This window comes from Verrucomicrobium sp. BvORR034 (assembly GCF_000739635.1).
GTDB lineage: Bacteria > Verrucomicrobiota > Verrucomicrobiia > Verrucomicrobiales > Verrucomicrobiaceae > Verrucomicrobium.
Genome location: NZ_BATQ01000176.1, coordinates 1 through 20,340, shown reverse-complemented (window position 1 = coordinate 20,340; position 20,340 = coordinate 1). Strand labels below are relative to the sequence as shown.

Sequence of the window (20,340 nt, the reverse complement as noted above, 5' to 3'; positions counted from 1 at the left end):
GCGGCGAGAATCGCCGCTTTAGGGGTCCTGTGTTGGGCTGTCAGTGGTGTGTGTGAACGGAGGATATGGGCTTCGTTGGTGGCCGCAAACAGGTTGCATATCACAAGGCGTAGCCAAAGCGGTGATTCTCACCGCAGTCCCAAAGCGGCTGCGCCGCCAGATGTTGAGAGCGATGCAGCGACGGGGTCCATCAAGCCCGCTTCCGATGTCGGAGGATGGTTCGCTCAAATAAGCAAGACCCACCCACCATCACGACCCCACGCCGCTCCCAAGGCTCATCAGCCTCGCCAACGCCGAGGCCATGGCGTTGACGCTTTCCTGGTTGGGCAGTTTCAGCGTCAGCGTCGGCTGGCCATCCTCGCCCAGCACCACATTCTCCAGCAGGGCTGCCTGGATGGCATTCACCGATTCCGCAGGAGGTGACACTTTCCCAGAGGGCAGAAGCTCACCCAGGAGGCTGAAGGCGCTGGCCACCAGAGTTCCTGTAGCCTCGGCGACGCGGGCTTTGCGTTCTGCGTCTGGAGGCGTTGTGCCTTCGCTGATCCCGGCCGCGACTTCGGCCTGATTCTGTGACGACACATCCAGATCTGCTTCGACTTTGGCACCCAGCAATATCTCCAAGCGTCTTCTGAGTTCCTCGATCCCGGAGGAAAGAGTCACCTCCTGCAGGGTCGAATCAGGATCCAGTACCGCCGCGGCCAGTTCATGTTTGGCACCCAGCGTGGCCAGAAGGTTCTCCTCAATGGTGCCTTCTGTCACCAGCAAGTGCACCTGGACTTTGCGTTTCTGGCCCATGCGATGGGCACGGGCGATGCGCTGCTCAAGCAAGGCGGGATTCCAGGGCAGGTCCACGTTGATCACGGTGTCGGCGGCCTGGAGGTTGAGACCGGTGGAGCCGGCGTTCGTGGTGAGGAACACCCGGCACTTCGGATTGCTCTGGAATTCTGACACCAGAGACTGCCTCTTCTTCTGGGCTACCTGGCCGTCCAGCCTCACAAAATCCATCTTGAGCTTCTGCAGGAGCGGTTCGATGAGATTAAGCATGGTCGTCCACTCCGTGAAGAGGATGATCTTCCGCTCGGGCTCGCCACTCAGTGCCTCCAGGAGCTCAGACAGGCGGTCGAGCTTGCTGGAGAATCCCGGCGATTGCTTGTCCACGAGATAGGTGCTGTTGGCGCTCATCCTTGCCATCAGCAGCGCCTTCTGGAGCCTCAGCAGATCCATCTCACTGAGGAACTTCTTCGAAGTGATGGCATTCACCGTCACCATGTGGCTATTGTGCAGATGCTGCTGTTCTTCCGTGGCGGGGATGCGGACGATTTCTGTCGTCCGCGGAGGCAGGTCCAGGGCGATGCTGGCCCGGGTGCGGCGGAGCAGCACGGGTTCCAGTTGTTGACGCAGTGCATCCAGATTCTTGTAGCCGGAGACGCGGCCGGTTTCGGTGGCCACCCGGTGGCTGTGGAAGAAGCGGTAGGCGGGCCCCAGTCTCCGGTCATCGACAAATTCCACCACAGAGAAGACGCCAGAGTAGAGGGCGTTGCGCTCGGAGGTTTTGCCGGAGACGATCTGCACGCTTCGGCCACAGAACCTTTCGATTTCCAGTTTCCACTGGGACTTGAGCGAAGCGGGACATACCACCAGCACACGGCGAACATCCGCGTGACGTGCCAGGAATTCGGCGACCCCGACGCCCTGAATGGTTTTGCCGAGGCCCATTTCATCAGCGAGCACGGCGCGTCCTTTTCCTGCGGCGAAGGCAATGCCATCCAGCTGGTAGGGCAGAAGCCCGGTCTTGAGGAGGGTGGTGCGCAGCGGGTGCTTTGCCGGGGCCTTGCGAATCTCCTCTACGAGACCAGCCAGCCGGTGTTCGTGCAGAGAGCGGGACAAGATCTCTTCCGCATCTGGGTAGATGACTGGATTCTGATCCAGTTGAATGAGCTGCCGGATCAGCTCGAAGAGGGCGAGCATATCCTGCGTGCTTTTCGCCTGCCGGTTTTCCCAGGGGGCGAGGAGCTCGGCGACCGATGGGGCCAGGTTCGAGGGGTGCTCCACGGCCAGGCGCAGATCTCCATCGTACAGCGCATGGATGTTGATGCTTTTGGGCTTCCAGGCCCGCTTGAGCGTGCGGCTGTCGAACTTCTTGCCCACCCAGGTGTGGACGGCGATGACGTGCTTGCAGGTGCCGAGCCGGTTCCTCCGGAAGTCGGGGCAGGCGCAGTAGCTTTGCCCCCGGCCCAGGCCGCGCAGGCCCACCCGGTAGGATTTGCCGGAGACGGGGTTGGTGACGGTGTAGTCGGTCCAAGGTTGGGCTTTGTCGGCCGTTTTGATCCGCATCTTCTCCTCGGCGGCGCGCTTCGTCCTTTCGGCCAGGGCTCTCGCCTCCAGCTGGTGGGCGGGCAGGAGCTCCCAAGGGATGTCAAGATCGGGAGGTGCCGCCGCAAGACCCAGCAACGTCTTTTCTTCCAGGATGAGGGCAAAGGTGGCAGCTTTATAAAAATCAGCTTCATCGCCATCATGACTGCAGGCGATTTGCAGCCGACGCCTGGCCCCAGGATGCAGGCTCAGCGTCACCACCAGAGGTTCTTTCTCGGGATGAGGAAACACCACCTGGAAGTGGTCTTCTGTGAAATGCACCTGCTCCGTGACCTCGATCGTGACGGAACCGCCCTTGATCAGCAGTTCCCGGCCGCCTGTTCCCAGCAGCTTGGCTGCGGCGATGTGGTCCAAATGGGAGAGGGTGTCCCGGAGGCTGAGCTGTGACGACGGCTTGACAGGCATGAGCCCGACCATCACGAGATCACTCGTTTTGTAAAGTCAGTGCGTGGGGTCGACGCGAGGTCTCGCCTTTCGCCCTGCGATCACCTCGCCGGTTGCGTCGCATAAGCGACTTCATAACCCAGGCTCAACGCGGAGTTGGCCACTTCCTGGACTCTGCCAAAGGGGGCCATCTCGTCGGCATGGATGATGAGTTGGCGGCTCTCCTTTTTCTTTTCCTCAAGACCTTTGCGCATCTCCAAGAGAGTGACGGGGCGGCCTTCCAGATAGAGGAACTGGTCGGAGTTGGCCGTGACGGTGGCGACGAGGGGATGGTGGAAGTCGCGGAGGGGGAAGCCGCTCTCAGGGAGCTTCACGCTGACGCCGCTCTGAATGACGAACGAAGAGCCCAGCAGGAAGAAAATGAGCAGGATGAGCAGCACATTCAGCACCGGCCCCAGGTAGAGCCAAAAGGTCTGTTTGGGCAGATGGCTCTCTAGCTTCATGGCAGGACGGGCGGACTGGCTTGCAGCGGACGACCGGAGGAGCCTCAGGCGTTCTTGCCAATCTTGCGCATGCCGGAGTCGCTCTGGCGGAACTCCACGATCTGGGCGCCCGTGTCGGCATTCTGGGCGGGTTCACGGTGGTCGTCCAGGATGTTGACCACCTCAATGCCCGCGCGCTCAAGATCATGCATCAGGTGACGGGCCTTGGCAGCGAGGAACGAATAGAAAAGGAAACTGGGGATAGCCACCACCAGACCCAAGGCGGAGGTGATGAGGCTCTGGTAAACGCCGCGGGCGACATCGGCCGGGGTGGCGTAGCCGTTCACGTTGTTGAGCTGCGTGAAGGTGTCCATGAGGCCGGCGATGGTGCCGAGCAGGCCGATCAAAGGAGCGGCGTGGGCGATGCCGTGGAGGACGCTGAGGTAGCGCTCCAGTCGGGGCACTTCCAGCTGGCCCGCTTCCTGGACGATCTCCTTGAGTTGCTCGCGGGGGACGTGGTGACGGAGCAAGGCGGCGTGCAGCACACGGCCCACTGGCACCCGCGTAGCGACGCACTCCTGGAGGGCTTCAGAGAAATTCTTGCGCCGGATGAGGCTGGCCAGACCTGCGAGAAACTCTCCTACGTTTAGCGATGCCCGGTGAAAGTACGCGAGACGCTCTGCAAAGATGGCCAGGGCGAGTCCGAAGCAGCAAAGCAGCAACCAGACGAGCGGGCCTCCTTTGGAAAGTAAGTCGGGCATGTGCGGCGGGGAAGGTGGTAGAAGAGTTGGAAGGTGGTTCGTTTACGTTGCGATGCCCGCCGAAGGACGAACAAATCACAGGGTCCCGTGATGTTCAGGATCGGGTTGGAGGCAACCCGGCCACGAGGGCCGACCTTAAAGCGTTTTTCATGCCGTGGCAATTCATGAATTCGCAATCTGGGGCTATTATTCCATGCGACATTGGACAATAGAAACTAGAAGGTTGCCAGCACCTCGTAACAGAGGGCGCCGGGGCCTGTTTCCCGCAGGTCCTGAGGGAGTTCCTCCTCCATGAAGAAGGTACCGTCCACCGGTAGTACCAACTCGCGCCGGGGCTCGGGGAAGGGTTCGTAGCGACCATTTTGCTGGGTGCCCAGCCACTCACTTAGGTGCAGCTGGCCGTCGTTGGGATGGTAGGTGGCGCGGCGGGAGAAGAAGACGTATTCCAGCCCCAGGGGCGCATGGTGGAGGTGAACTTCCACGTTCCCTTCTGCGAAGGCTCGTTGCAGATTCAGAGTGGTCCGATCCACCTCCAGCAAGAGGTGATCTGTGGTCAGATGAAAATGGTCATTCTGGAGCCGGCCTGTTACCGCAATCAGACGTGAAGTCTGGGGCAAGACCATCGGGCGTTGGGAAGATCGAGCAGGGGGCATGGGGGCTCTCCTGAAGTGGTTGATATTATGGATGAATTAAGTTTATGTGCAAGTGTCAAATGAGGGAGATCTTGCCACCAAAGGTTTACGCCATGGATGCAGCATGAAAATCGAGGCGGTTCCTGCGCAAGCTGTTCCCTGTGAGTTGTTCATGGGATCAAGTGGGCGAAGGGGATCACGAAAGTGTACACTTTCGTGTGTCGAAATGCCGCATGTTGGCACTTGAGTTCCGATAGTGTTTCCGCTTAAGACAAAGGCTTGGCAGGGCGGTGCAGGGGCCGGTCTTGGTTCCTTGGGCGAGCCCAAAAAAACAGGGTCGCTTGCGCTTCGCCATCTTGTGTCCCCGAAAATCCCCTGTGCGCCATTCTCCAGTGACTCATTTACCCAAGCATCTCTATCTTTACTGGGACCATGGACCCATGTCGTGGTTGCAGACCAGGACCGTCACCACCTTCCATGATCTGAATCCTGACTGGGAGATTACCATCTTCGTTCCTGCCGCGAAGAGTGGCTCGGCCGTCAAGTACATCCCTGACTACCTGGGATTCGATCATTTCCCGGCGGTGAAGGAACTGCCGTATGTGCAGATCGTGACCGTTGATCTGGCGGAATACGGCATCGGGGAACATCTGCCTGATATTTTGCGGTCCGATATCCTTCGCTATCAACTTCTCTACCGGAACGGCGGAGTGTGGTCGGACTTCGACGTGGTCTGGATCAAGCCGATGTCTGAGTTTGGCCAGGTGCAAGGCCTGGGCGGTGCCCTGGCCACGGCGGGAGCGACAGTTTGCCTCTCCCAAAACACGACGGGCTGGCACAACATCGGAGTGATGATGTCTTTGCCGGGTCATCCATTGTACGCAGAGTTGATCAAAATCTGCCAGGAGCGTTCAGACGGTTCAGCCGATGGAAGATCCTTGGACCACCAGGAGTTCGGCGTGACCCTGCTCAACCGTCTCTACCCGACCCTGGGTGCGGTTCAGCAGCGCTACCCTGATGTGGTGGGGGTGCCTTACGACATCTTCTATCCCTACCCAGTCTTCAACCTGGAGGCCCTCTGGTTGGAGACCAAACTGGAGAGCCTGCATGATCAGGTCATGTGCGTGCACTGGTTCAACGGCCACCCCTTGAGCAAGGATTTCGTGAATGGCCGAGGAAGAGAAGGTGCCTCCATGTCTGTCATCCTGAACCGGTATGTGCTGAAACAGCGGTCGCTCCACCCGGTGGCCGAGCACGGTGAGGCTGCAGGAGAGCTGCGATCAATCTGCCAACATCGTCGGGATATGTTTTTTCACGACGTGATGAAGTTCATCCAGCCCACCGCCAGGGTGCTGGACCTGGGGTGTGGCATCAGGCCCATGACCTTCTTCCGCCCACCCTTGCACGTCATGGTGGATGTGCATGACGAGTATGTGCAACTGCTGCGTCATCAGTATGCCCACCTGCCGAGTTGCCTGGTGATTCAGGGGGACGCCCTTCAAGTTCTGAAATCCTTCCCGGATGGAGGCTTTGATTCCATCTTCCTACTGGATGTCATCGAGCATCTTCCGAAAGAGGTTGGGCTGGAGCTGATCCGGGAAATGGAACGGGTGGCAGCTGTGCAGATCGTCATCTTCGCACCACTCGGATTCATCCCGCAAGAATGCGCGGAGGAGGCGCATGATGAATGGGGGCTTTCAGGGACCGCGGTGCACCGCCATCAGTCAGGCTGGATGCCGGAGGATTTTCCCGCTGACTGGCAGCACCATGTGTGCAGGGACTTTCACCGTTACAATTGGAAAGGTGAGCCCACACCATCCTTCGGAGCGTTTTTCGCCCTCAAGACGAAGTTGCGTAGTGCAACTATTTCCTCGTGTCTAACAGATCGTCAGAAGGCGGCCGTCCGATTCATGCCAGTATTGGATCCACCGGTGGAGGAAAAGTGGGAAGACAGAGTGCAGAAGGAGTTTTTGGAACTGCATCGCCGTCTGGACGGACTGACTCATTCCTTTAAAGGGAAGCTGACAAATGTATCCCACGGCCTGAAGAAGGTGGAAAAAGTGACTGGAAAACTGGAGAAAACAGTGCTCAAGCAACAGGCTCGCCCAGCGGGGCGTCGCCGCCTTTGGAAGAAACTTATGATGGCTCTCAAAGGCCGGAAGGACTCTCCTTGAGGGGCGCAACCTTGTTGTCTGTCGCTTCCCCATCATCTTCGCAATATTCTCATTCATGGCTGCTCCGTTCCTGCCTACCAAGTTCCCAGGAAAAACTGTTCTCATCACCGGCGGTACTGGCTCCTTCGGCAATGCCGTCGTGCGTCGGTTTCTGACTCAAGAGGTGGATGAGATCCGGATCTTCAGCCGGGATGAGAAGAAGCAGGAGGACATGCGGATGGAGTTCCGTGATTCCCGCTTGAAGTTCTACATTGGAGACGTGCGGGACATCCGGAGCATCAGTGACGCCATGCGTGGTGTGGACATGGTATTCAGTGCTGCGGCCCTCAAGCAGGTGCCGTCCTGCGAGTTCTATCCGATGGAGGCGGTCTATACCAATGTGCTCGGCACTGAAAACACTCTAAAGGCCGCCATCGCGAACAATGTGGGCAATGTCATCGTGCTGAGCACGGACAAGGCTGTCTATCCCATCAATGCCATGGGCATGACGAAGGCCCTGATGGAGAAGGTGGCCTCGGCGCAGTCTCGCAATCTTTCCCCCGGCAGCACAACGATCTGCGTGACCCGCTATGGGAATGTCATGGCGTCGCGGGGCTCGGTGATTCCGTTGTTCGTGCAGCAGATCAAGGCGGGGCGATCCTTGACGCTGACGGATCCCGGCATGACCCGGTTTATGATGTCCCTCGATGATGCGGTGGATCTGGTTCTCTACGCCTTCCAGTATGGAAACAGTGGGGACATCCTGGTGCATAAGGCGCCGGCAGCGACGATCGGCCAGCTGGCCCGGGTGTTGCAATCGATCTTCGAGTCGAAGGAAGAGATCCGCGTGATTGGCACGCGGCATGGCGAGAAGCGGCATGAGGCGCTGCTTTCCCGTGAGGAAATGGTCCGGGCGGATGATCGCGAAGGTTACTACTGCATCCCCTCGGACACCCGGGATCTCAACTATGCCAACTACGTGGATAAAGGGGAGCGGAAAGTCACCGAGGCGATCGACTACACCTCAGAGAACACGCGTCGGTTGACCGACGAGGAGTTGACGGAAGTGCTGCTCGGGCTGGACTACATCAAAGCTGAGTTAGGGGCCGCAGTTGCGGTTTGATCGAATGAGACCACCACCCGGCGTCACTGAAAGATGAAGCGCGTATTTGTATTGGGTCACGGTGGAATGCTGGGGCATGTCGTCGTGTCCCACCTGACTCACTGCGGGTATGAGGTGATAACCAGCGGCCTTCGGTATGAGGGCGGGCCGGGTGACCCTTTGCTGCGGGCGGTGCGAAACTCTGGATGTGAATGGGTGATCAATGCCCTGGGGGCCATCCCGCAGAAAAAAGGCGACGATGGCACGATGTATCGCGCCAATACCCTCTTCCCTCTGCATCTGCTGCAAACTCTGGGAGCAGAACAAAAGCTCATTCACGCCAGCAGCGACTGCGTGTTCTCCGGCAAGACGGGAGACTATGCGACCACCGCAGAACGAGATGCAGACAGCATCTACGGCCTCTCCAAAGCGCTGGGTGAGACGGTGGCACTGGATCCACGGGTGCTCTGCCTTCGTGTCTCCATCGTCGGTCCGGAATTGGGCGGCGGTGGCAAGGGGTTGCTCGCGTGGTTCCTGGGGCAGAGCGGGAGCGTGACTGGCTACACCAATCATCTCTGGAATGGGATTACCACGCTGGAATGGGCGAAGATCGTGGATGAAGTGATGCAGGGGACTGCCCCATGCCGCCAGGGACTCGTCCAGGTCGGTTCCCCTGAAGTCGTGAGCAAGTTTGAACTGCTACAGTGGTTCGCGGAAGCATGGGAAAGGCAGACGACGGTGGTTCCCGCCGACACCTCCACACGAGTGGACCGAACGTTGAAACCGGACTGGATACGCTCATCCCTGAAACAACAGCTGGTGGAACTGAAAGCCTGGCAGCAGGCTGGCCCTGCACTTGATCCCGAAGGAGGGCTGCGATGACGAAGAAAATGAAAGTGATGACCGTGGTGGGCACGAGACCGGAGATCATCCGGCTCAGTCGCGTGATCCCGGTCCTGGACCAGCTCACGGATCATGTGCTGGTGCATACCGGGCAAAACTACGACTATGAGCTGAACGGCATCTTCTTTGACCAGCTTGAGATTCGTCGTCCGGATGTCGTGCTGGAGGTGGCGGGACGGAATGCTGCAGAGTCCATTGCCAACGTCATTCGCGAGATTGACGCCGTGTATGAGCGGGAGCAGCCAGAGGCCCTCCTCGTTCTGGGGGACACGAACAGTGCGCTGTGCGTCATTCCGGCGAAGCGGCGGCGGATCCCCATCTTTCACATGGAGGCGGGCAATCGTTGCTTCGACTCGCGTGTCCCTGAGGAGATCAACCGTCGCATTGTGGATCACACCAGCGACATCAACCTCTGCTACACCGAGCATGCCCGCCGCAACCTGTTGAGAGAGGGCTTGCCGGAGGATCGGGTCATCAAAACGGGGTCGCCCATGAAAGAGGTGCTTGCCTTTCATGCGGCCAAGGTGGCTGTTTCTGACATCCTGCCCCGTCTGGGGTTGGAGGAAAGAAAGTACTTTGTGGTCAGCACCCACCGGGAAGAGAATGTGGACAATCCGGCGCACTTGCGATCCCTGGTGCAGGCTTTGGAGATGCTCACTGCGGAAACAGGCTTCCCGATGATTGTCTCGCTTCATCCCCGCACGCGCCGTCGATTGGAGACCGAGGGGATCATTCTTCCTCCATCGATCCGTTCGATGCCGCCGCTTGGGTTCCCTGACTACGTCGCCCTTCAGAAGGCCTCTTATTGCACGATCTCAGACAGCGGCACGATCACGGAAGAAGCGGCGCTGGCCGGATTCGCAGCCGTCACCGTCCGGGAAGCTCATGAGCGACCGGAGGGCGTGGATGGAGGGGTGCTGGTGATGAGTGGCCTGAACCCGGAGCGGATCCTCCAGGCTGTGGCGGTCGCGGTGGCTCAGCGGGAGGCGGGCATCGCCCCGATGGTGCCGCCGGACTACGATGTGGACCAGGTCTCCTGGAAGGTGGCAAAGGTCATCTGCGGCTATGCGGACTTTGTGAAGCGGGTGGTCTGGCAGGAAAAGCGTCTATGAAATAGTGAAGTGCCGGCGCGTTGATTTTGCCCGGCTGCGATTGCGAACATGATTTCCATTGTCACCGCCTACTACAACCGCAGGGCCCTCTTTCTGCGCACGCTGCAAAGCCTGGCCAGGTATGGCAGGGGGCATGATTTCGAGGTGGTGGCTGTGGATGACGGCAGCCGTGCGGAGGAGCGCATCGAAGATCTGAGCCAGGAGTTTCCTTTTCTCCGGGTGATCCGGCTGGAGCCGGACCGGAAGTGGTACAGCAATCCGTGCATGCCGTTCAACCTCGCCATCAAAGAGGCGAAGGGAGATGCCCTGGTGCTACAAAATCCGGAGTGCCTGCATGTGGGGGACATCCTCAGCCATGTGAGAGCCCATCTGACGGATGGGGTGTACCTCAGCTATGGGTGCTATGCCCTGAGCGCGGCTGACACGAATGCCTTGCAGCGTCTGGCGCCCGAGGCTGTGCCGCAATGGGCGGACTCCCTGCCGAGACTGGAGGTGGCACCTCATCTCGTGGCGGGGGAAGGCTGGTACAATCATTCCACGATCAATCCGCGGGGCTTTCATTTCTGCGGAGCTCTGACGCGGACGGATCTCGAAAGACTGGGCGGGTTCGATGAACGCTATGCCAAAGGCGTGGCCTACGATGACGATGACTTGGTTCACCGGATCCGGATGGCTGGCATCGCCTTCCAGTTTGTGGATGAGCCGCGCGTCTATCACCAGAACCACTATGTGAATCCCGGGAATGGCGCCCTCTGTGAGCGCAGCCTGAGGAATGAGAAAGTGTTCCGCCTGCTCACGCAACCGTCCACAGCCTGCCGGGCAAACCCCTCGGGCTGGGGGGATCCGTTTTCCGCTGAAGCGGAGCGTATCAATGATGCTCTGAATGAGCTGATCCTTGGGAAGGGCGGCCTGTACGCAAAGTTGGTCGAGAAGGAGAAAACCGAGGCCGAGGAGCGGCAACGCGCGCGTGAGGAAGCAAAAATCCGGCGTTCCGAAGAAGCTGCCGCGACCTTGGAAGTGCTTCAGGAAAGCCTAAAGGGGGCCAAGCAGTTGATTCAAGGGGTGAGGAACTCGCTGCTGGGCCGTTGGAAGTGGCGGAGCCCGCAGAAGCGTGCGTGGGAAAAGGTCGAAAGGAGCCTGGAGAAAACCAGCTCCTATCAGGAGCGGGGTCGCTATGAACGGGCGGTGGAGGAGTGTCTCAAAGCACTCTCTGGTGCCACCTTGATCGGACTGGAGGTCACACGCGGATTGCCCGGCTGGCGTGCCGTGGCCGAAAGTCACCACACGCAGGCCGAAAAACTGGCGGAGCTGTGGCGCCAGAAGACAGACACCGCCGTGACCTAGGGGAAGGAGCCCCTTCGCGCGAGTTTGTGGGTAGCTGCCAGGAGCACCGCCCGGCTTGTCAGCCCCAGAGTTGGTTGCCTGACAGGGTCAGATGTCCTCGATCCAGTTTTCCACCGCGGCGTTGATGGTGAGCCCCAGGCGATCCACCTCCAGCTTGGGTTGAACTCGCTCACAGAAGATCAGCTCCAGGGGCTCGTTGAAGTATGCGGGATCCGTTTTGAAGAGATCGTAGGAGGTCGAGACAGCCTTTTTGTACTCGGCGTAGTGTTCGCGGGAGATTTTGTAGAAGCTCGTCCAGTAGCAGGTGGTGTTTCGGGGTGCCGGCTGGGGCGGAGGAGGTGGTGGCCCCTTGAACCAACGCATGACGGTCTGGAAGGGAGTGGAGGGGGGCTGCGGTGGCAAGTCAACAGGCGCAGTGGCAGGTGCAGTGTCGGTTTTGTACTTGGTCAGCGGCTGGTTGACCTTGAAAATGTTGTGCGCGTTGTCGAACTGGGGGTACTCAAACGAGTCGTTGAGTACGTAGCGACCGCAGATCTTGAAGAGGTGTTTCCACTGGAAATCGAGCTGGTCGATGGCCTGCAAGCCCACCCGGACTTGCGCGAGCTCTCCCACCGCCTTCGTGGGGTTGGTATCGGTATCTGCGTTCAGGGTGCTGTCGTCGGTGGGATTGATCAGCAGATCCACGGAGGCGCGCAGCCCTTCGATCATGTCCGGAGGGAGCTCGGAGTTGTCCACAAAGATGACGTACGACTGGGGGATCTTGTCCCGCACCGACCGGATGGTCGCCAGGGTTTGCTCGTACCTCTGCTCGGTAGGGTAGATGCTGCGATTCGGCGTGTAGGAGAAGGGCCTCTCGGACACCTTGATTTTGGAGTTCACCAGCACCAGGGAAATGGGGGGCATTGGCTGTCTTTGCGTGGGAGTTGGGGAAAGTTGGGCTTGGTCCTGTCCCGGACACGATTCAGCCGATGTCAGGTTGCTCAACAAGGAAGGTGAGCGGCAGGTGAAAAAGTGGCAAGAAGGTGCAACGCATTACTGGAACAAAAGTCGGCACCACCCTCCTGGTAAGGTCGCTTGGGGAAAGGGTAAAATGGCGCATTCTGGGTTTGAGGACTCCCCCAAGACGCAGGGAAGCGTCCAAGCCGTTTGCCAGCGGCGTTACGTGCATTACATTGCTTCTCTAGAGGCTCCATCCATGCTGCTGATTATCGACAACTACGACTCCTTCACCTACAACTTGGTCCAGTACTTTGGCGAGATGGGGGCGACCATGGAGATCCGTCGCAATGACAAGGTCACGCTGGAGGAGATCGAGGGGCTGAACCCCGATCACATCTGCATTTCGCCCGGGCCCTGCACGCCCAAGGAGGCCGGGATCAGCAATGAGGTGATCCGCCGCTTTGGCAGCCGGACCCCTCTTTTGGGGGTATGCCTGGGCCACCAGTGCATCGGTGACGTTTTCGGTGGGAACGTGATTCGCGCCCCCCGGCTCATGCACGGGAAGACCTCCCGCATCCACCACACGAACCAGTCCGTATTTTCTGGGATGCCGGAGGACTTTGAAGCCACCCGCTACCATTCCTTGATCATTGAGCGTCAGAGCCTTCCTGATTGTCTGGAAGTGACGGCGGTGGCGTCTGATGACGACACGGAAATCATGGGGGTTCGCCACAAGGAACTGCCGATCCATGGGGTCCAGTTCCACCCGGAAAGCATCCTCACCCAGGATGGGAAACGACTCTTGAAGAATTTTCTGGAAATGCGCTCGTAGCGGCACTTTAGTTGCTAGTCCAGCCGCACACGGGCTTCTTGCCATGTCTCGACTCCAAACCCTTCGCGAAGCACTCACGCAAGCGCCGGACAACACGGCTCTCCTGCTGTTGTACGGTCACGCTTGCCTGGATGAGCTCCACCTGGAAGAGGCTCAGGAAATCCTGGGCCGGTTGCTGGCTTTGGAGCCAGACCATGCCGAGGCTCAGCTGAGCCTGGCCCGGGTGCTTGTCCTCCAGGGCGACACCAGCGGTGCCGCCGTCCGGGCGGAACGGGTGCTGCAAAAGCATCCGCAGAATGCGGGTGCCCACCTGCTCCTGTCCCGCATCCATCTCACGGAGAACCAGCGCTCCAAGGCGCTGGAGCATTACAAACGTGCCCAGGAAATCGACTCCTCAGCCGCGGATGCCGCGCTGGAGGCGGATCTGGGACGCGTGTCCAAGCCGACGCCCCAACTGGGCCGGGAGCGCAATTCCAGCCCGCTGGAATTGCCGGACGACGATGAGATTGGCAGCGAGCTGCCTCAGGAGTTCTTTGACGATCCCTTTGATGAGCCTGCCGGTTATGAATGGCGGCCCGAGACCTTCTTCGCCCCCGGCGACGGCGAGCGCTTCCGCGTGACCTTTGCCGATGTCGGCGGGATGGAAGCCCTCAAGGAGGAGATCCGTCTCAAAATCATCTACCCGCTCCAGCACCCGGACCTTTACAAGGCCTACGGCCGCAAGTCCGGCGGTGGCATCTTGCTCTACGGCCCTCCTGGCTGCGGCAAGACCACCATCCTCCGGGCCACGGCAGGGGAGGTCTCGTGCAACTACTTCGCCATTGGCCTGCACGAGGTCTTCGACCCGTACTACGGCAGCATCGAGCGCAACCTGCACCAGATCTTTGAGACCGCCCGGGCCAACACGCCCTGCGTGCTCGTGTTCGACGAACTGGACAGCCTGGCACCGGATCGCCGTCATGTCCGTGACACGCAGATGCGCAACGTGGTGAACCAGTTCCTGAGCGAGCTCGACGGCCTGCGCAGTGACAACCAGCGGATCCTGGTGATTGGTGCCACCAATTCACCCTGGCAGCTGGATCCCGCCCTGCGTCGCCCTGGCCGCTTTGACCAGGCCATTTTCGTGCCCCCGCCGGACGATGCCGCCCGGCATCAGATCATCCGCCTGCTCGCCAAGGACAAGCCCATTGCCAAGCTCGATCATGAACAGCTCGTGGCCACCACTGCCGGATTCTCCGGAGCGGACCTGCGCTGGGTCTTTGATCGTGCCGCTGAGCTGGCCCTGGCTGATGCTTTGCACGCTGGCAAGACGGTGCCCATCACCATGGAACTGCTCCAGCAGGTCTCCCAAGCCCACACCCCTACCACCCAGGCGTGGCTGGACGGCGTGAAGCAGCAGACCCCAGCCGCCCAGCAGGACGCCCTCTACCACGAGGTTCGGAAGTTCATGCAGGCGACTTCGGCGGCGAAGCAGCAGGGGTGATCCCAAGTGACACCGGCTTCCAGCCGGTGCGTGGTACCGGCGTCCCGCCGGTTCAGTGGTGGTGTCGTTCCACTTCGAAGGATTGTGTGTTTCCCAGTTTTGCGGCGAGTCGAACACGTTACGACTCGCAGTCAGATGCGTGAGGAACGCCTAAACTTCCGCTGCGCCCATGGTCTCTGGGTGCATGAGTTTATGATAACGAACGCGCTGCCGGTACCAGAGGACGTAAGCATCCTCAGTGCGGACGGAAGAGTGATGTTTTGGAATCTCTCCTCACAATTGCTCCTCTAGTTTCATGGGGTAAACTTTAAAAGGTGGCCCCGTGAGTACAAACTAATCTCGAGCTCTACCTCTACAGGATATCGCTCTCAAGTGAGCGATATTCATGCAGTTGAGCGGGATAATACACCATTTTGCACCTTTCCTTGCATGCAGAGCGTTGGCGATTCGGGACTAGGCTACAGATTTTTAGCCTATAGTGAAGTTGATTTTGCCTGTACTTTTGCAGACTATCTGTATGTTCGGCCAACTACGACGCCGCTCGCCCAATGCCGCCTTGGATCGCACCAGTTGTCGCCTTTCTCTCGCTGATCGTGTCAGGCTTGACTGCTTGGTTCACCTTTTTCCGCCGTGGTAGTCTTCGGATGACACAGCCGACATTGATTTTCATGGGGCCTGACGGCCCTCGGTTCGACGGTCGGAAGAATAAGATTTATCTTCGCACACTACTCTATTCCACCGCTAAACGCGGCATGGTGATCGAGAGTCTCCACATTGCACTGCACCGCAATGACACGAAGCAGAACTTCAACATATGGGTTTATGGAGAGAGATCCGAGTTGAAGCGGGGGAGTGGGCTATACGTGCCGCAGGAGGGAGTGGCCCTGGACCATCACTTTCTACAGCCGGAGGACGGAGCGAGTTTTGGTTTCTTGGCAGGGGCATACAGACTGACCTTGTTCGCTAAGCTCGTCGGTGATGGCGCTGCTACCGAGTTGATTACGATTCCACTAACGATCACCGAGACGCGAGCAGCCGAGCTGGCACAGCCACAAACTGGACTCTATTTTGACTGGAGTCCCGATCAGCAGAGCTACCATGCTCACGCAGACAGCCGCCCTGAGAGCGCGCAGCTCCTACAGCAGTTGCTCGGTGTAATCGCAGAAGGAGGCACGAAGCAACCATCATGAGCAGCCATCACACACAACTAAGGCTGAACAAGGTGCTGGTGCCAACCGCCGGGGCTGCTGTGTCGGATATGTCTTCCGTAATTTTAACCCGCCATCCCGTCTTGATGCGCCACCCCGCCCCGGCGGTCGGCACAGCTTAGACGTTCGTCCAACTTTGCAGCGCCACTTCATGCCAGAGAATAGTTCGATTCAACTAGCTGAGAACGAGCTCATGCGGAAGCTCGAAGCTCTTGAGCCTACTCGCAGGCAGCGAGTGGCGAGGAAACTGATTTCGGCTGCATTGAGTGCTATCCCTTGGATTGGCGGCTTCTTGGCAGCACGAATAGCCTATAACGAGGAGAGCGGCCAGCTAGAGGTAAATCGCCTCAATAAGGAGTGGATGGCCGAGCACGAGAAGCGGCTTCAGACGTTGGGTGAAGATTTGGCAGCATTGACTGCCCGATTGGAGACTCTTGGCGATTCAGTTGCAGATCGAGTGGAGAGTGATGGATACATGGCTCTCGTTCGGAAGGCGTTTAGAGTTTACGATCAGGCTGATACCGCCGAGAAGCGCAACTACGTATGCAAGCTGCTGGCAAACGCCGCAGCGACTAGCTTGACCGAGGATGACATCGTTCGTTTATTCCTCGACTGGCTCGACACATTTCACGAGGCCCATTTTCTCGTGATCCGCGAGATCTATCGGAGGCCGGGCTCCACCCGCTACGAAATTTGGACACAAGTCAGAGGCCCCATCCCGAGAGAGGACTCTGCTGAGGCCGACTTGTTTAAGTTACTCATCAGAGACTTGTCACAGGGAGGCATCATTCGACAGCACCGAGAGACAGACTACTACGGGAACTACATCAAGAAGACTCGTCCGAAGAAGGCGCCAGGCACTACGGCCAGCACCACCATGAAGTCGGCTTTCGATGACGAGGAGGCTTACGAGCTTACCGGACTTGGTAGCCAGTTTGTGCACTATGTATTCACCGAGTTGGTGCAGAGGCTCGACACAGAAACACAACCACGGCAATGACCAACCACAGCGAACCAAGAAGGACGAACAAAGCGCTGGTGCCAGCCGCCGGGGCTGCTCTGTCATCTACACTTTCCGAAACATTAACCCGCCATCCCGTCTCCACGCTTGCCCTCGCCCCGACGGTCGGCACAGCTTAGACCTTCGGAAGAAGATTCACATGAACAAGATCACCATCTTTACGTTGATACCGGCTGACACCACGGATAGGAATCGTTACACGGCAAGTTCGGTTCGTCTGAATGCTTCCACCATGAATCATTCCAACCTAGATCTGAATAGCGGAAACACACTGCCTCATGGTCGCTATAAGATTCCGGAGCTGGGGATTGAGATCCAAGTTGTTTCCAATGACGACAACCGCTACCAGTTTTGGACTCTCTGATCTTACGTCATGGAAACTACACCCGAAGATACCGTTGCATTTCGGTTCACCGAGATGGATTTGATCGCCTTGCTTTCGTTCATGGAATTTTGTGAAGGTGGTCCTCACAAGATGGAAGAAGTGCGTAGTGAATTTGAATATAGATTCCGGAAGGCTCTTGATGACCATTTTCCGTTATGGTGCGAGGAGCAATAGTCCAAGCCGAACAAGACGTTCCTCCTAACGCCTGACCCGCTTCCAGTTCCATCCGCCATGACCGCTACAACCTCAACTCGCAGTCGAAGCCTCGCCCCCGGTCAGGCGTAGGAGAGGGATACCACAAGACAGGCTATTGCGAATTCGCTACAGTTGGGCTATACGGAAAATGGCCGCTGCCGCCAAATTGCTGGGGGCGATGGTGTTCGTTTAGCGAAGGCATCGAAAATGAAAACTGAACCTGACAAAGTGCCTTATCTAACTCTTTGACGTTCGCCCAACTCAACACCCCATGCTCGCCGGGCCAGAAACCACCAAGATAGTCCGTGAGAAGCAGGAAGATGCTTGCCGACGGTTCGCGATGCGAATTGCCGCCTCGGGTTTCTCACGTTCGAAGAAGAGGTTCGGGACTCGGAGGCGCGAGCACACGGTGGATGTCATCCATCTTCATCGTAGCGGCAGCAGCTACGGAGGCCCCATCAACTTTAAGGTGTCTTTCAGGGTGCACTTTGCCATTCGAGTTCTGAACGACACTTTTGAGGGGGTTGCCCTGAACGGCCCGATGAGTGATCCGACACGGATGAGAGAGGGGCGTTATCATCACAGCTTCAACGCCAAGAGTGGGGATATGTTTGACCGGTGCATTGATGACCTTTTCCGCTTCGTTACCGAACAGGGCGAACCTTGGTTTTCAACTTATCGTGAGCCGAGTCGCTTGTTGACTGCGGATTCGCCGCTAGAAGGGACTGCTCGATTACTTTTGCAGTCAGGACTTGCCGGCGATGCCGATTCAAGTCACGTCACAGCGTCACTCAAGTTACTGGGGATCAGACCATGACCTCCAGGACCACTGAATCACCAAGGGCGAACAAAGCGCAGCTTAGACGTTAGGCGTCTGAACTCAAATTTCACCTCATGCCGAAGAAGCCAACAACCCCGTTCGGTCACATCGCGTTCGCCAAGGACGGCCGGATACGCCGCGAGATTTCTCAACTCTCGGACGACAAGGCCACTCAGGAGACCGAGGCCGCAACACGTTTCGTGCACAAGTTCAACGAAGCTTTCCCGTCGCGGCAAATCACGGAACTGACGCAATTGCCAGAGAACGACCACGATTTTTCTGCATTCGTAGCGGGATCACGTGTACATCTCCAACTGACCGAATTGGTTGATCGCACTTACACGTTTGCAATGTCCGAGCAAGAGTACAGAGCAGGTAAGTGGGCTTGCGCCGTCCATGACAAATCTGGCGGCATACCTAGGCGTATTGATGAGGAAGTCCGTGATCAAGCACTTGGGAACGTTATTAAAGCAAAGCTCGCAAAGCAGTACGCGAAGCCCAGTGGATCATCCCTTTGGCTCGTCGTCTTCACGACGGTGCAATACCTTACTGAGTACATGAGCGAAGGTAGGTTGCAGGTGTCCAATGGCCTCCAGCTAGCCCGACAATCGCTCAGTATGACGTCCGCACACCCCTTCGCCGAGATCTGGTTCACTGACCTGCAAACTCGGCCCGTTAGTGTCTGGCCACACCATGCCGCCGGAAGTGCGACATGACAGGCCGTTGCGGAGTTCCCCGCCCCGGCGATCGGTGCAGCTTAGCAGGTTGGGCCAAGAGAACACCTCCACACCCAAAATGGAAACGTCTCATCAAACTTCTCGAATAAAAGTGATCAGCCCAATGTTGGTAGTAGTGCGATAAGACCGGAGTGCGATAAGACAGGCTATTCCGGAGTTGCTGCAGCCTCTGCCAAAAGTTGCTCGCATTGACGTGCGGTTCCCGCATCGGCGCGCGATGCCTCGCCCCAATTGCATCTTTCCTGCATGCCCCAGTGCTTCCGAATTGGGACTAGGTTTCAATTTTCGATGCTATCATGCAGTTTTTTTCTGTGTAATTGCGGATGGTTTGTGTTTTTAGTATTAAACATTCCAACATGGCATTTTCCCAAATGGTCAGAGAGGAGGCGCTCGTCGCGTGCGGACGCCACTGCTGCTTGTGTCACCGATTTGTAGGAACCAAGATCGAATGTCACCATATCGAACCCGAATCAGGAGGTGGCGATGACTCTCTGGCCAATTGCATGCCGTTGTGCTTTGATTGCCATGCTGAAGTGCAGCACTACAACCATCGACATCCGAAAGGAACAAGCTTTCGCGCAAGCGAACTTCGATCGCATCGCGATCGTTGGTTCCGGCGTGTTTCTGACACCACTCTAGCGATATTTGACAATGAGCGGCGGGCTGTCGACAGAGACCTTTTCGAGAGGTTAAAGGAGGAGATCCCTGAGAGCCTGGCGCGCCAGCTCCTGAAAGAGCAGTGTTGGGGGCAGCCCATCAGCTCTGCAACCCTAGATAGGGTCTATTCGATTGATCGATTTCTCGAGAGGCTCGACTCAGAGTTCCTGGATCCAACCTGCGAAGGCTATCGCGCCGAGTTTTTTCATGCTTACAGGGCGTTCTGGAAAAATGATGACTTTGCTCAGATTTCGCCGCTCGATCATAACCCTGATTTTTACCCAATTCCGAAAGAATGGATGCAAAGTGGGAATCCTGAAATTCGCCAGCAATTCTTCGACTGCATGAATAAGTTGAATCATTTGTCTACCAAGGCATTTGAAGTCTATGAGCGAATGATTCGAGATCTCCGCCGCCTTTTGATAATCCGCTAGAGGAACAAGGCATTCATCATAACGCCTGACCGGACGTGCAACAAGGCAGGCTGTTGCGGCGGCGAAATTTTCACTAGTCCCTTCAATTTGAATCCCGAAAACTAACGGAGAACAAGCCGTGGATGGCAACCTCGCTAGACTTTCTGTTCTCGATACTGCCACTTAATTCCAACCTTAACCGCGCGTTCGACATTGCCCCCCGCTAGTGGGGGTCATCACCTGAGCGTTAGTCCACGAAGGGAATCACCATGATTGAGCAACGTTCGCTGCCGCATTGGCTGTGCATCGATATTCCAAACAAGACCATGAAGTTGCACTACGCTGAGGGTTGTGCGTGGTCACGCGAGATTAGAAACGGTCCGCTCGGACCTCTAAAACCAATG

Annotated in this window: 18 protein-coding genes; 13 read left to right on the top strand and 5 right to left on the bottom strand. The window is 57.8% G+C overall.

The window, feature by feature from the left end:
* Nucleotides 1-249 precede the first annotated feature (249 nt).
* The 4 genes from BV034_RS31070 to BV034_RS31055 all read right to left on the bottom strand — a co-directional run bounded on the left by BV034_RS31070 (nucleotide 250) and on the right by BV034_RS31055 (nucleotide 4,653).
* Entirely contained in the window at nucleotides 250-2,778 is a 2,529-nt protein-coding gene (locus BV034_RS31070; protein WP_265593669.1) for a helicase-related protein, read from the bottom strand.
* A gap of 80 nt (nucleotides 2,779-2,858) precedes the next feature.
* Nucleotides 2,859-3,260 carry a biopolymer transporter ExbD gene (locus tag BV034_RS31065; protein ID WP_050030831.1) on the bottom strand — a complete coding sequence of 134 codons (402 nt, stop codon included), beginning with the start codon at nucleotides 3,258-3,260 and terminating at the stop codon, nucleotides 2,859-2,861.
* 44 nt (nucleotides 3,261-3,304) lie between these two features.
* Entirely contained in the window at nucleotides 3,305-4,000 is a 696-nt protein-coding gene (locus tag BV034_RS31060; RefSeq protein WP_050030830.1) for a MotA/TolQ/ExbB proton channel family protein, read from the bottom strand.
* 215 nt (nucleotides 4,001-4,215) lie between these two features.
* Entirely contained in the window at nucleotides 4,216-4,653 is a 438-nt protein-coding gene (locus BV034_RS31055; protein ID WP_265593668.1) for a hypothetical protein, read from the bottom strand.
* Between the two features lie 419 nt (nucleotides 4,654-5,072).
* On the opposite strand from BV034_RS31055, the gene BV034_RS31050 reads away from it, so the two are divergent.
* From BV034_RS31050 to BV034_RS31030, 5 genes are read left to right on the top strand one after another with little or no spacing between them, the layout of a single operon-like run.
* Nucleotides 5,073-6,806: a methyltransferase domain-containing protein gene (locus BV034_RS31050; RefSeq protein WP_050030828.1), complete on the top strand. Its 1,734-nt coding sequence runs from the start codon at nucleotides 5,073-5,075 to the stop codon at nucleotides 6,804-6,806.
* Between the two features lie 55 nt (nucleotides 6,807-6,861).
* On the top strand, nucleotides 6,862-7,908 hold the full coding sequence (locus BV034_RS31045) for a polysaccharide biosynthesis protein (protein ID WP_050030827.1): 1,047 nt from the start codon (nucleotides 6,862-6,864) through the stop codon (nucleotides 7,906-7,908).
* A 33-nt stretch (nucleotides 7,909-7,941) separates the two neighbouring features.
* Nucleotides 7,942-8,769 (top strand): sugar nucleotide-binding protein, encoded by an 828-nt coding sequence (locus BV034_RS31040; protein WP_081888258.1) that lies wholly within the window; start codon nucleotides 7,942-7,944, stop codon nucleotides 8,767-8,769.
* Between the two features lie 8 nt (nucleotides 8,770-8,777).
* The gene (gene wecB, locus BV034_RS31035) at nucleotides 8,778-9,902 is read left to right on the top strand and encodes a UDP-N-acetylglucosamine 2-epimerase (non-hydrolyzing) (protein ID WP_050030872.1); all 1,125 of its coding nucleotides are present in this window, start codon (nucleotides 8,778-8,780) and stop codon (nucleotides 9,900-9,902) included.
* Nucleotides 9,903-9,950: 48 nt separating this feature from the next.
* The gene (locus BV034_RS31030; protein WP_050030825.1) at nucleotides 9,951-11,246 is read left to right on the top strand and encodes a glycosyltransferase; all 1,296 of its coding nucleotides are present in this window, start codon (nucleotides 9,951-9,953) and stop codon (nucleotides 11,244-11,246) included.
* A gap of 87 nt (nucleotides 11,247-11,333) precedes the next feature.
* On the opposite strand, the gene BV034_RS31025 is transcribed toward BV034_RS31030, so the two are convergent.
* Nucleotides 11,334-12,149 carry a hypothetical protein gene (locus BV034_RS31025; RefSeq protein ID WP_050030824.1) on the bottom strand — a complete coding sequence of 272 codons (816 nt, stop codon included), beginning with the start codon at nucleotides 12,147-12,149 and terminating at the stop codon, nucleotides 11,334-11,336.
* A 292-nt stretch (nucleotides 12,150-12,441) separates the two neighbouring features.
* Here BV034_RS31025 and BV034_RS31020 point away from each other — a divergent pair, with 292 nt between their 5' ends.
* The 8 genes from BV034_RS31020 to BV034_RS30980 all read left to right on the top strand — a co-directional run bounded on the left by BV034_RS31020 (nucleotide 12,442) and on the right by BV034_RS30980 (nucleotide 19,957).
* Complete coding sequence (locus BV034_RS31020; protein ID WP_050030823.1) at nucleotides 12,442-13,017, top strand: aminodeoxychorismate/anthranilate synthase component II; 576 nt, start codon at nucleotides 12,442-12,444, stop codon at nucleotides 13,015-13,017.
* 43 nt (nucleotides 13,018-13,060) lie between these two features.
* On the top strand, nucleotides 13,061-14,500 hold the full coding sequence (locus BV034_RS31015; protein WP_009965201.1) for an ATP-binding protein: 1,440 nt from the start codon (nucleotides 13,061-13,063) through the stop codon (nucleotides 14,498-14,500).
* Nucleotides 14,501-15,048: 548 nt separating this feature from the next.
* Complete coding sequence (locus BV034_RS31010) at nucleotides 15,049-15,690, top strand: hypothetical protein (RefSeq protein ID WP_050030822.1); 642 nt, start codon at nucleotides 15,049-15,051, stop codon at nucleotides 15,688-15,690.
* A gap of 169 nt (nucleotides 15,691-15,859) precedes the next feature.
* Nucleotides 15,860-16,708: a hypothetical protein gene (locus BV034_RS31005; RefSeq protein ID WP_050030821.1), complete on the top strand. Its 849-nt coding sequence runs from the start codon at nucleotides 15,860-15,862 to the stop codon at nucleotides 16,706-16,708.
* 160 nt (nucleotides 16,709-16,868) lie between these two features.
* Nucleotides 16,869-17,093 carry a hypothetical protein gene (locus BV034_RS31000; RefSeq protein ID WP_050030820.1) on the top strand — a complete coding sequence of 75 codons (225 nt, stop codon included), beginning with the start codon at nucleotides 16,869-16,871 and terminating at the stop codon, nucleotides 17,091-17,093.
* 487 nt (nucleotides 17,094-17,580) lie between these two features.
* Nucleotides 17,581-18,126: a hypothetical protein gene (locus tag BV034_RS30990; RefSeq protein WP_050030818.1), complete on the top strand. Its 546-nt coding sequence runs from the start codon at nucleotides 17,581-17,583 to the stop codon at nucleotides 18,124-18,126.
* A gap of 77 nt (nucleotides 18,127-18,203) precedes the next feature.
* The gene (locus tag BV034_RS30985; protein WP_050030817.1) at nucleotides 18,204-18,845 is read left to right on the top strand and encodes a hypothetical protein; all 642 of its coding nucleotides are present in this window, start codon (nucleotides 18,204-18,206) and stop codon (nucleotides 18,843-18,845) included.
* Nucleotides 18,846-19,222: 377 nt separating this feature from the next.
* Nucleotides 19,223-19,957, top strand: a complete 735-nt coding sequence (locus BV034_RS30980; RefSeq protein ID WP_265593667.1) for an HNH endonuclease — start codon at nucleotides 19,223-19,225, stop codon at nucleotides 19,955-19,957.
* Nucleotides 19,958-20,340: the final 383 nt, after the last annotated feature.

Bases quoted from the DNA above. Each gene is read 5' to 3' on its own strand.
- wecB (WP_050030872.1), top strand. From the start codon at position 8,778: ATGAAAGTGATGACCGTGGTGGGCACGAGACCGGAGATCATCCGGCTC.
- BV034_RS31055 (WP_265593668.1), bottom strand. From the start codon at position 4,653: ATGCCCCCTGCTCGATCTTCCCAACGCCCGATGGTCTTGCCCCAGACT.
- BV034_RS31065 (WP_050030831.1), bottom strand. From the start codon at position 3,260: ATGAAGCTAGAGAGCCATCTGCCCAAACAGACCTTTTGGCTCTACCTG.
- BV034_RS31025 (WP_050030824.1), bottom strand. From the start codon at position 12,149: ATGCCCCCCATTTCCCTGGTGCTGGTGAACTCCAAAATCAAGGTGTCC.
- BV034_RS31015 (WP_009965201.1), top strand. From the start codon at position 13,061: ATGTCTCGACTCCAAACCCTTCGCGAAGCACTCACGCAAGCGCCGGAC.
- BV034_RS31030 (WP_050030825.1), top strand. From the start codon at position 9,951: ATGATTTCCATTGTCACCGCCTACTACAACCGCAGGGCCCTCTTTCTG.
- BV034_RS31010 (WP_050030822.1), top strand. From the start codon at position 15,049: ATGCCGCCTTGGATCGCACCAGTTGTCGCCTTTCTCTCGCTGATCGTG.
- BV034_RS31020 (WP_050030823.1), top strand. From the start codon at position 12,442: ATGCTGCTGATTATCGACAACTACGACTCCTTCACCTACAACTTGGTC.
- BV034_RS31070 (WP_265593669.1), bottom strand. From the start codon at position 2,778: ATGCCTGTCAAGCCGTCGTCACAGCTCAGCCTCCGGGACACCCTCTCC.
- BV034_RS30985 (WP_050030817.1), top strand. From the start codon at position 18,204: ATGCCGAAGAAGCCAACAACCCCGTTCGGTCACATCGCGTTCGCCAAG.
- BV034_RS31060 (WP_050030830.1), bottom strand. From the start codon at position 4,000: ATGCCCGACTTACTTTCCAAAGGAGGCCCGCTCGTCTGGTTGCTGCTT.
- BV034_RS31040 (WP_081888258.1), top strand. From the start codon at position 7,942: ATGAAGCGCGTATTTGTATTGGGTCACGGTGGAATGCTGGGGCATGTC.
- BV034_RS31000 (WP_050030820.1), top strand. From the start codon at position 16,869: ATGAACAAGATCACCATCTTTACGTTGATACCGGCTGACACCACGGAT.
- BV034_RS31050 (WP_050030828.1), top strand. From the start codon at position 5,073: ATGTCGTGGTTGCAGACCAGGACCGTCACCACCTTCCATGATCTGAAT.
- BV034_RS30980 (WP_265593667.1), top strand. From the start codon at position 19,223: ATGGCATTTTCCCAAATGGTCAGAGAGGAGGCGCTCGTCGCGTGCGGA.
- BV034_RS31005 (WP_050030821.1), top strand. From the start codon at position 15,860: ATGCCAGAGAATAGTTCGATTCAACTAGCTGAGAACGAGCTCATGCGG.
- BV034_RS31045 (WP_050030827.1), top strand. From the start codon at position 6,862: ATGGCTGCTCCGTTCCTGCCTACCAAGTTCCCAGGAAAAACTGTTCTC.
- BV034_RS30990 (WP_050030818.1), top strand. From the start codon at position 17,581: ATGCTCGCCGGGCCAGAAACCACCAAGATAGTCCGTGAGAAGCAGGAA.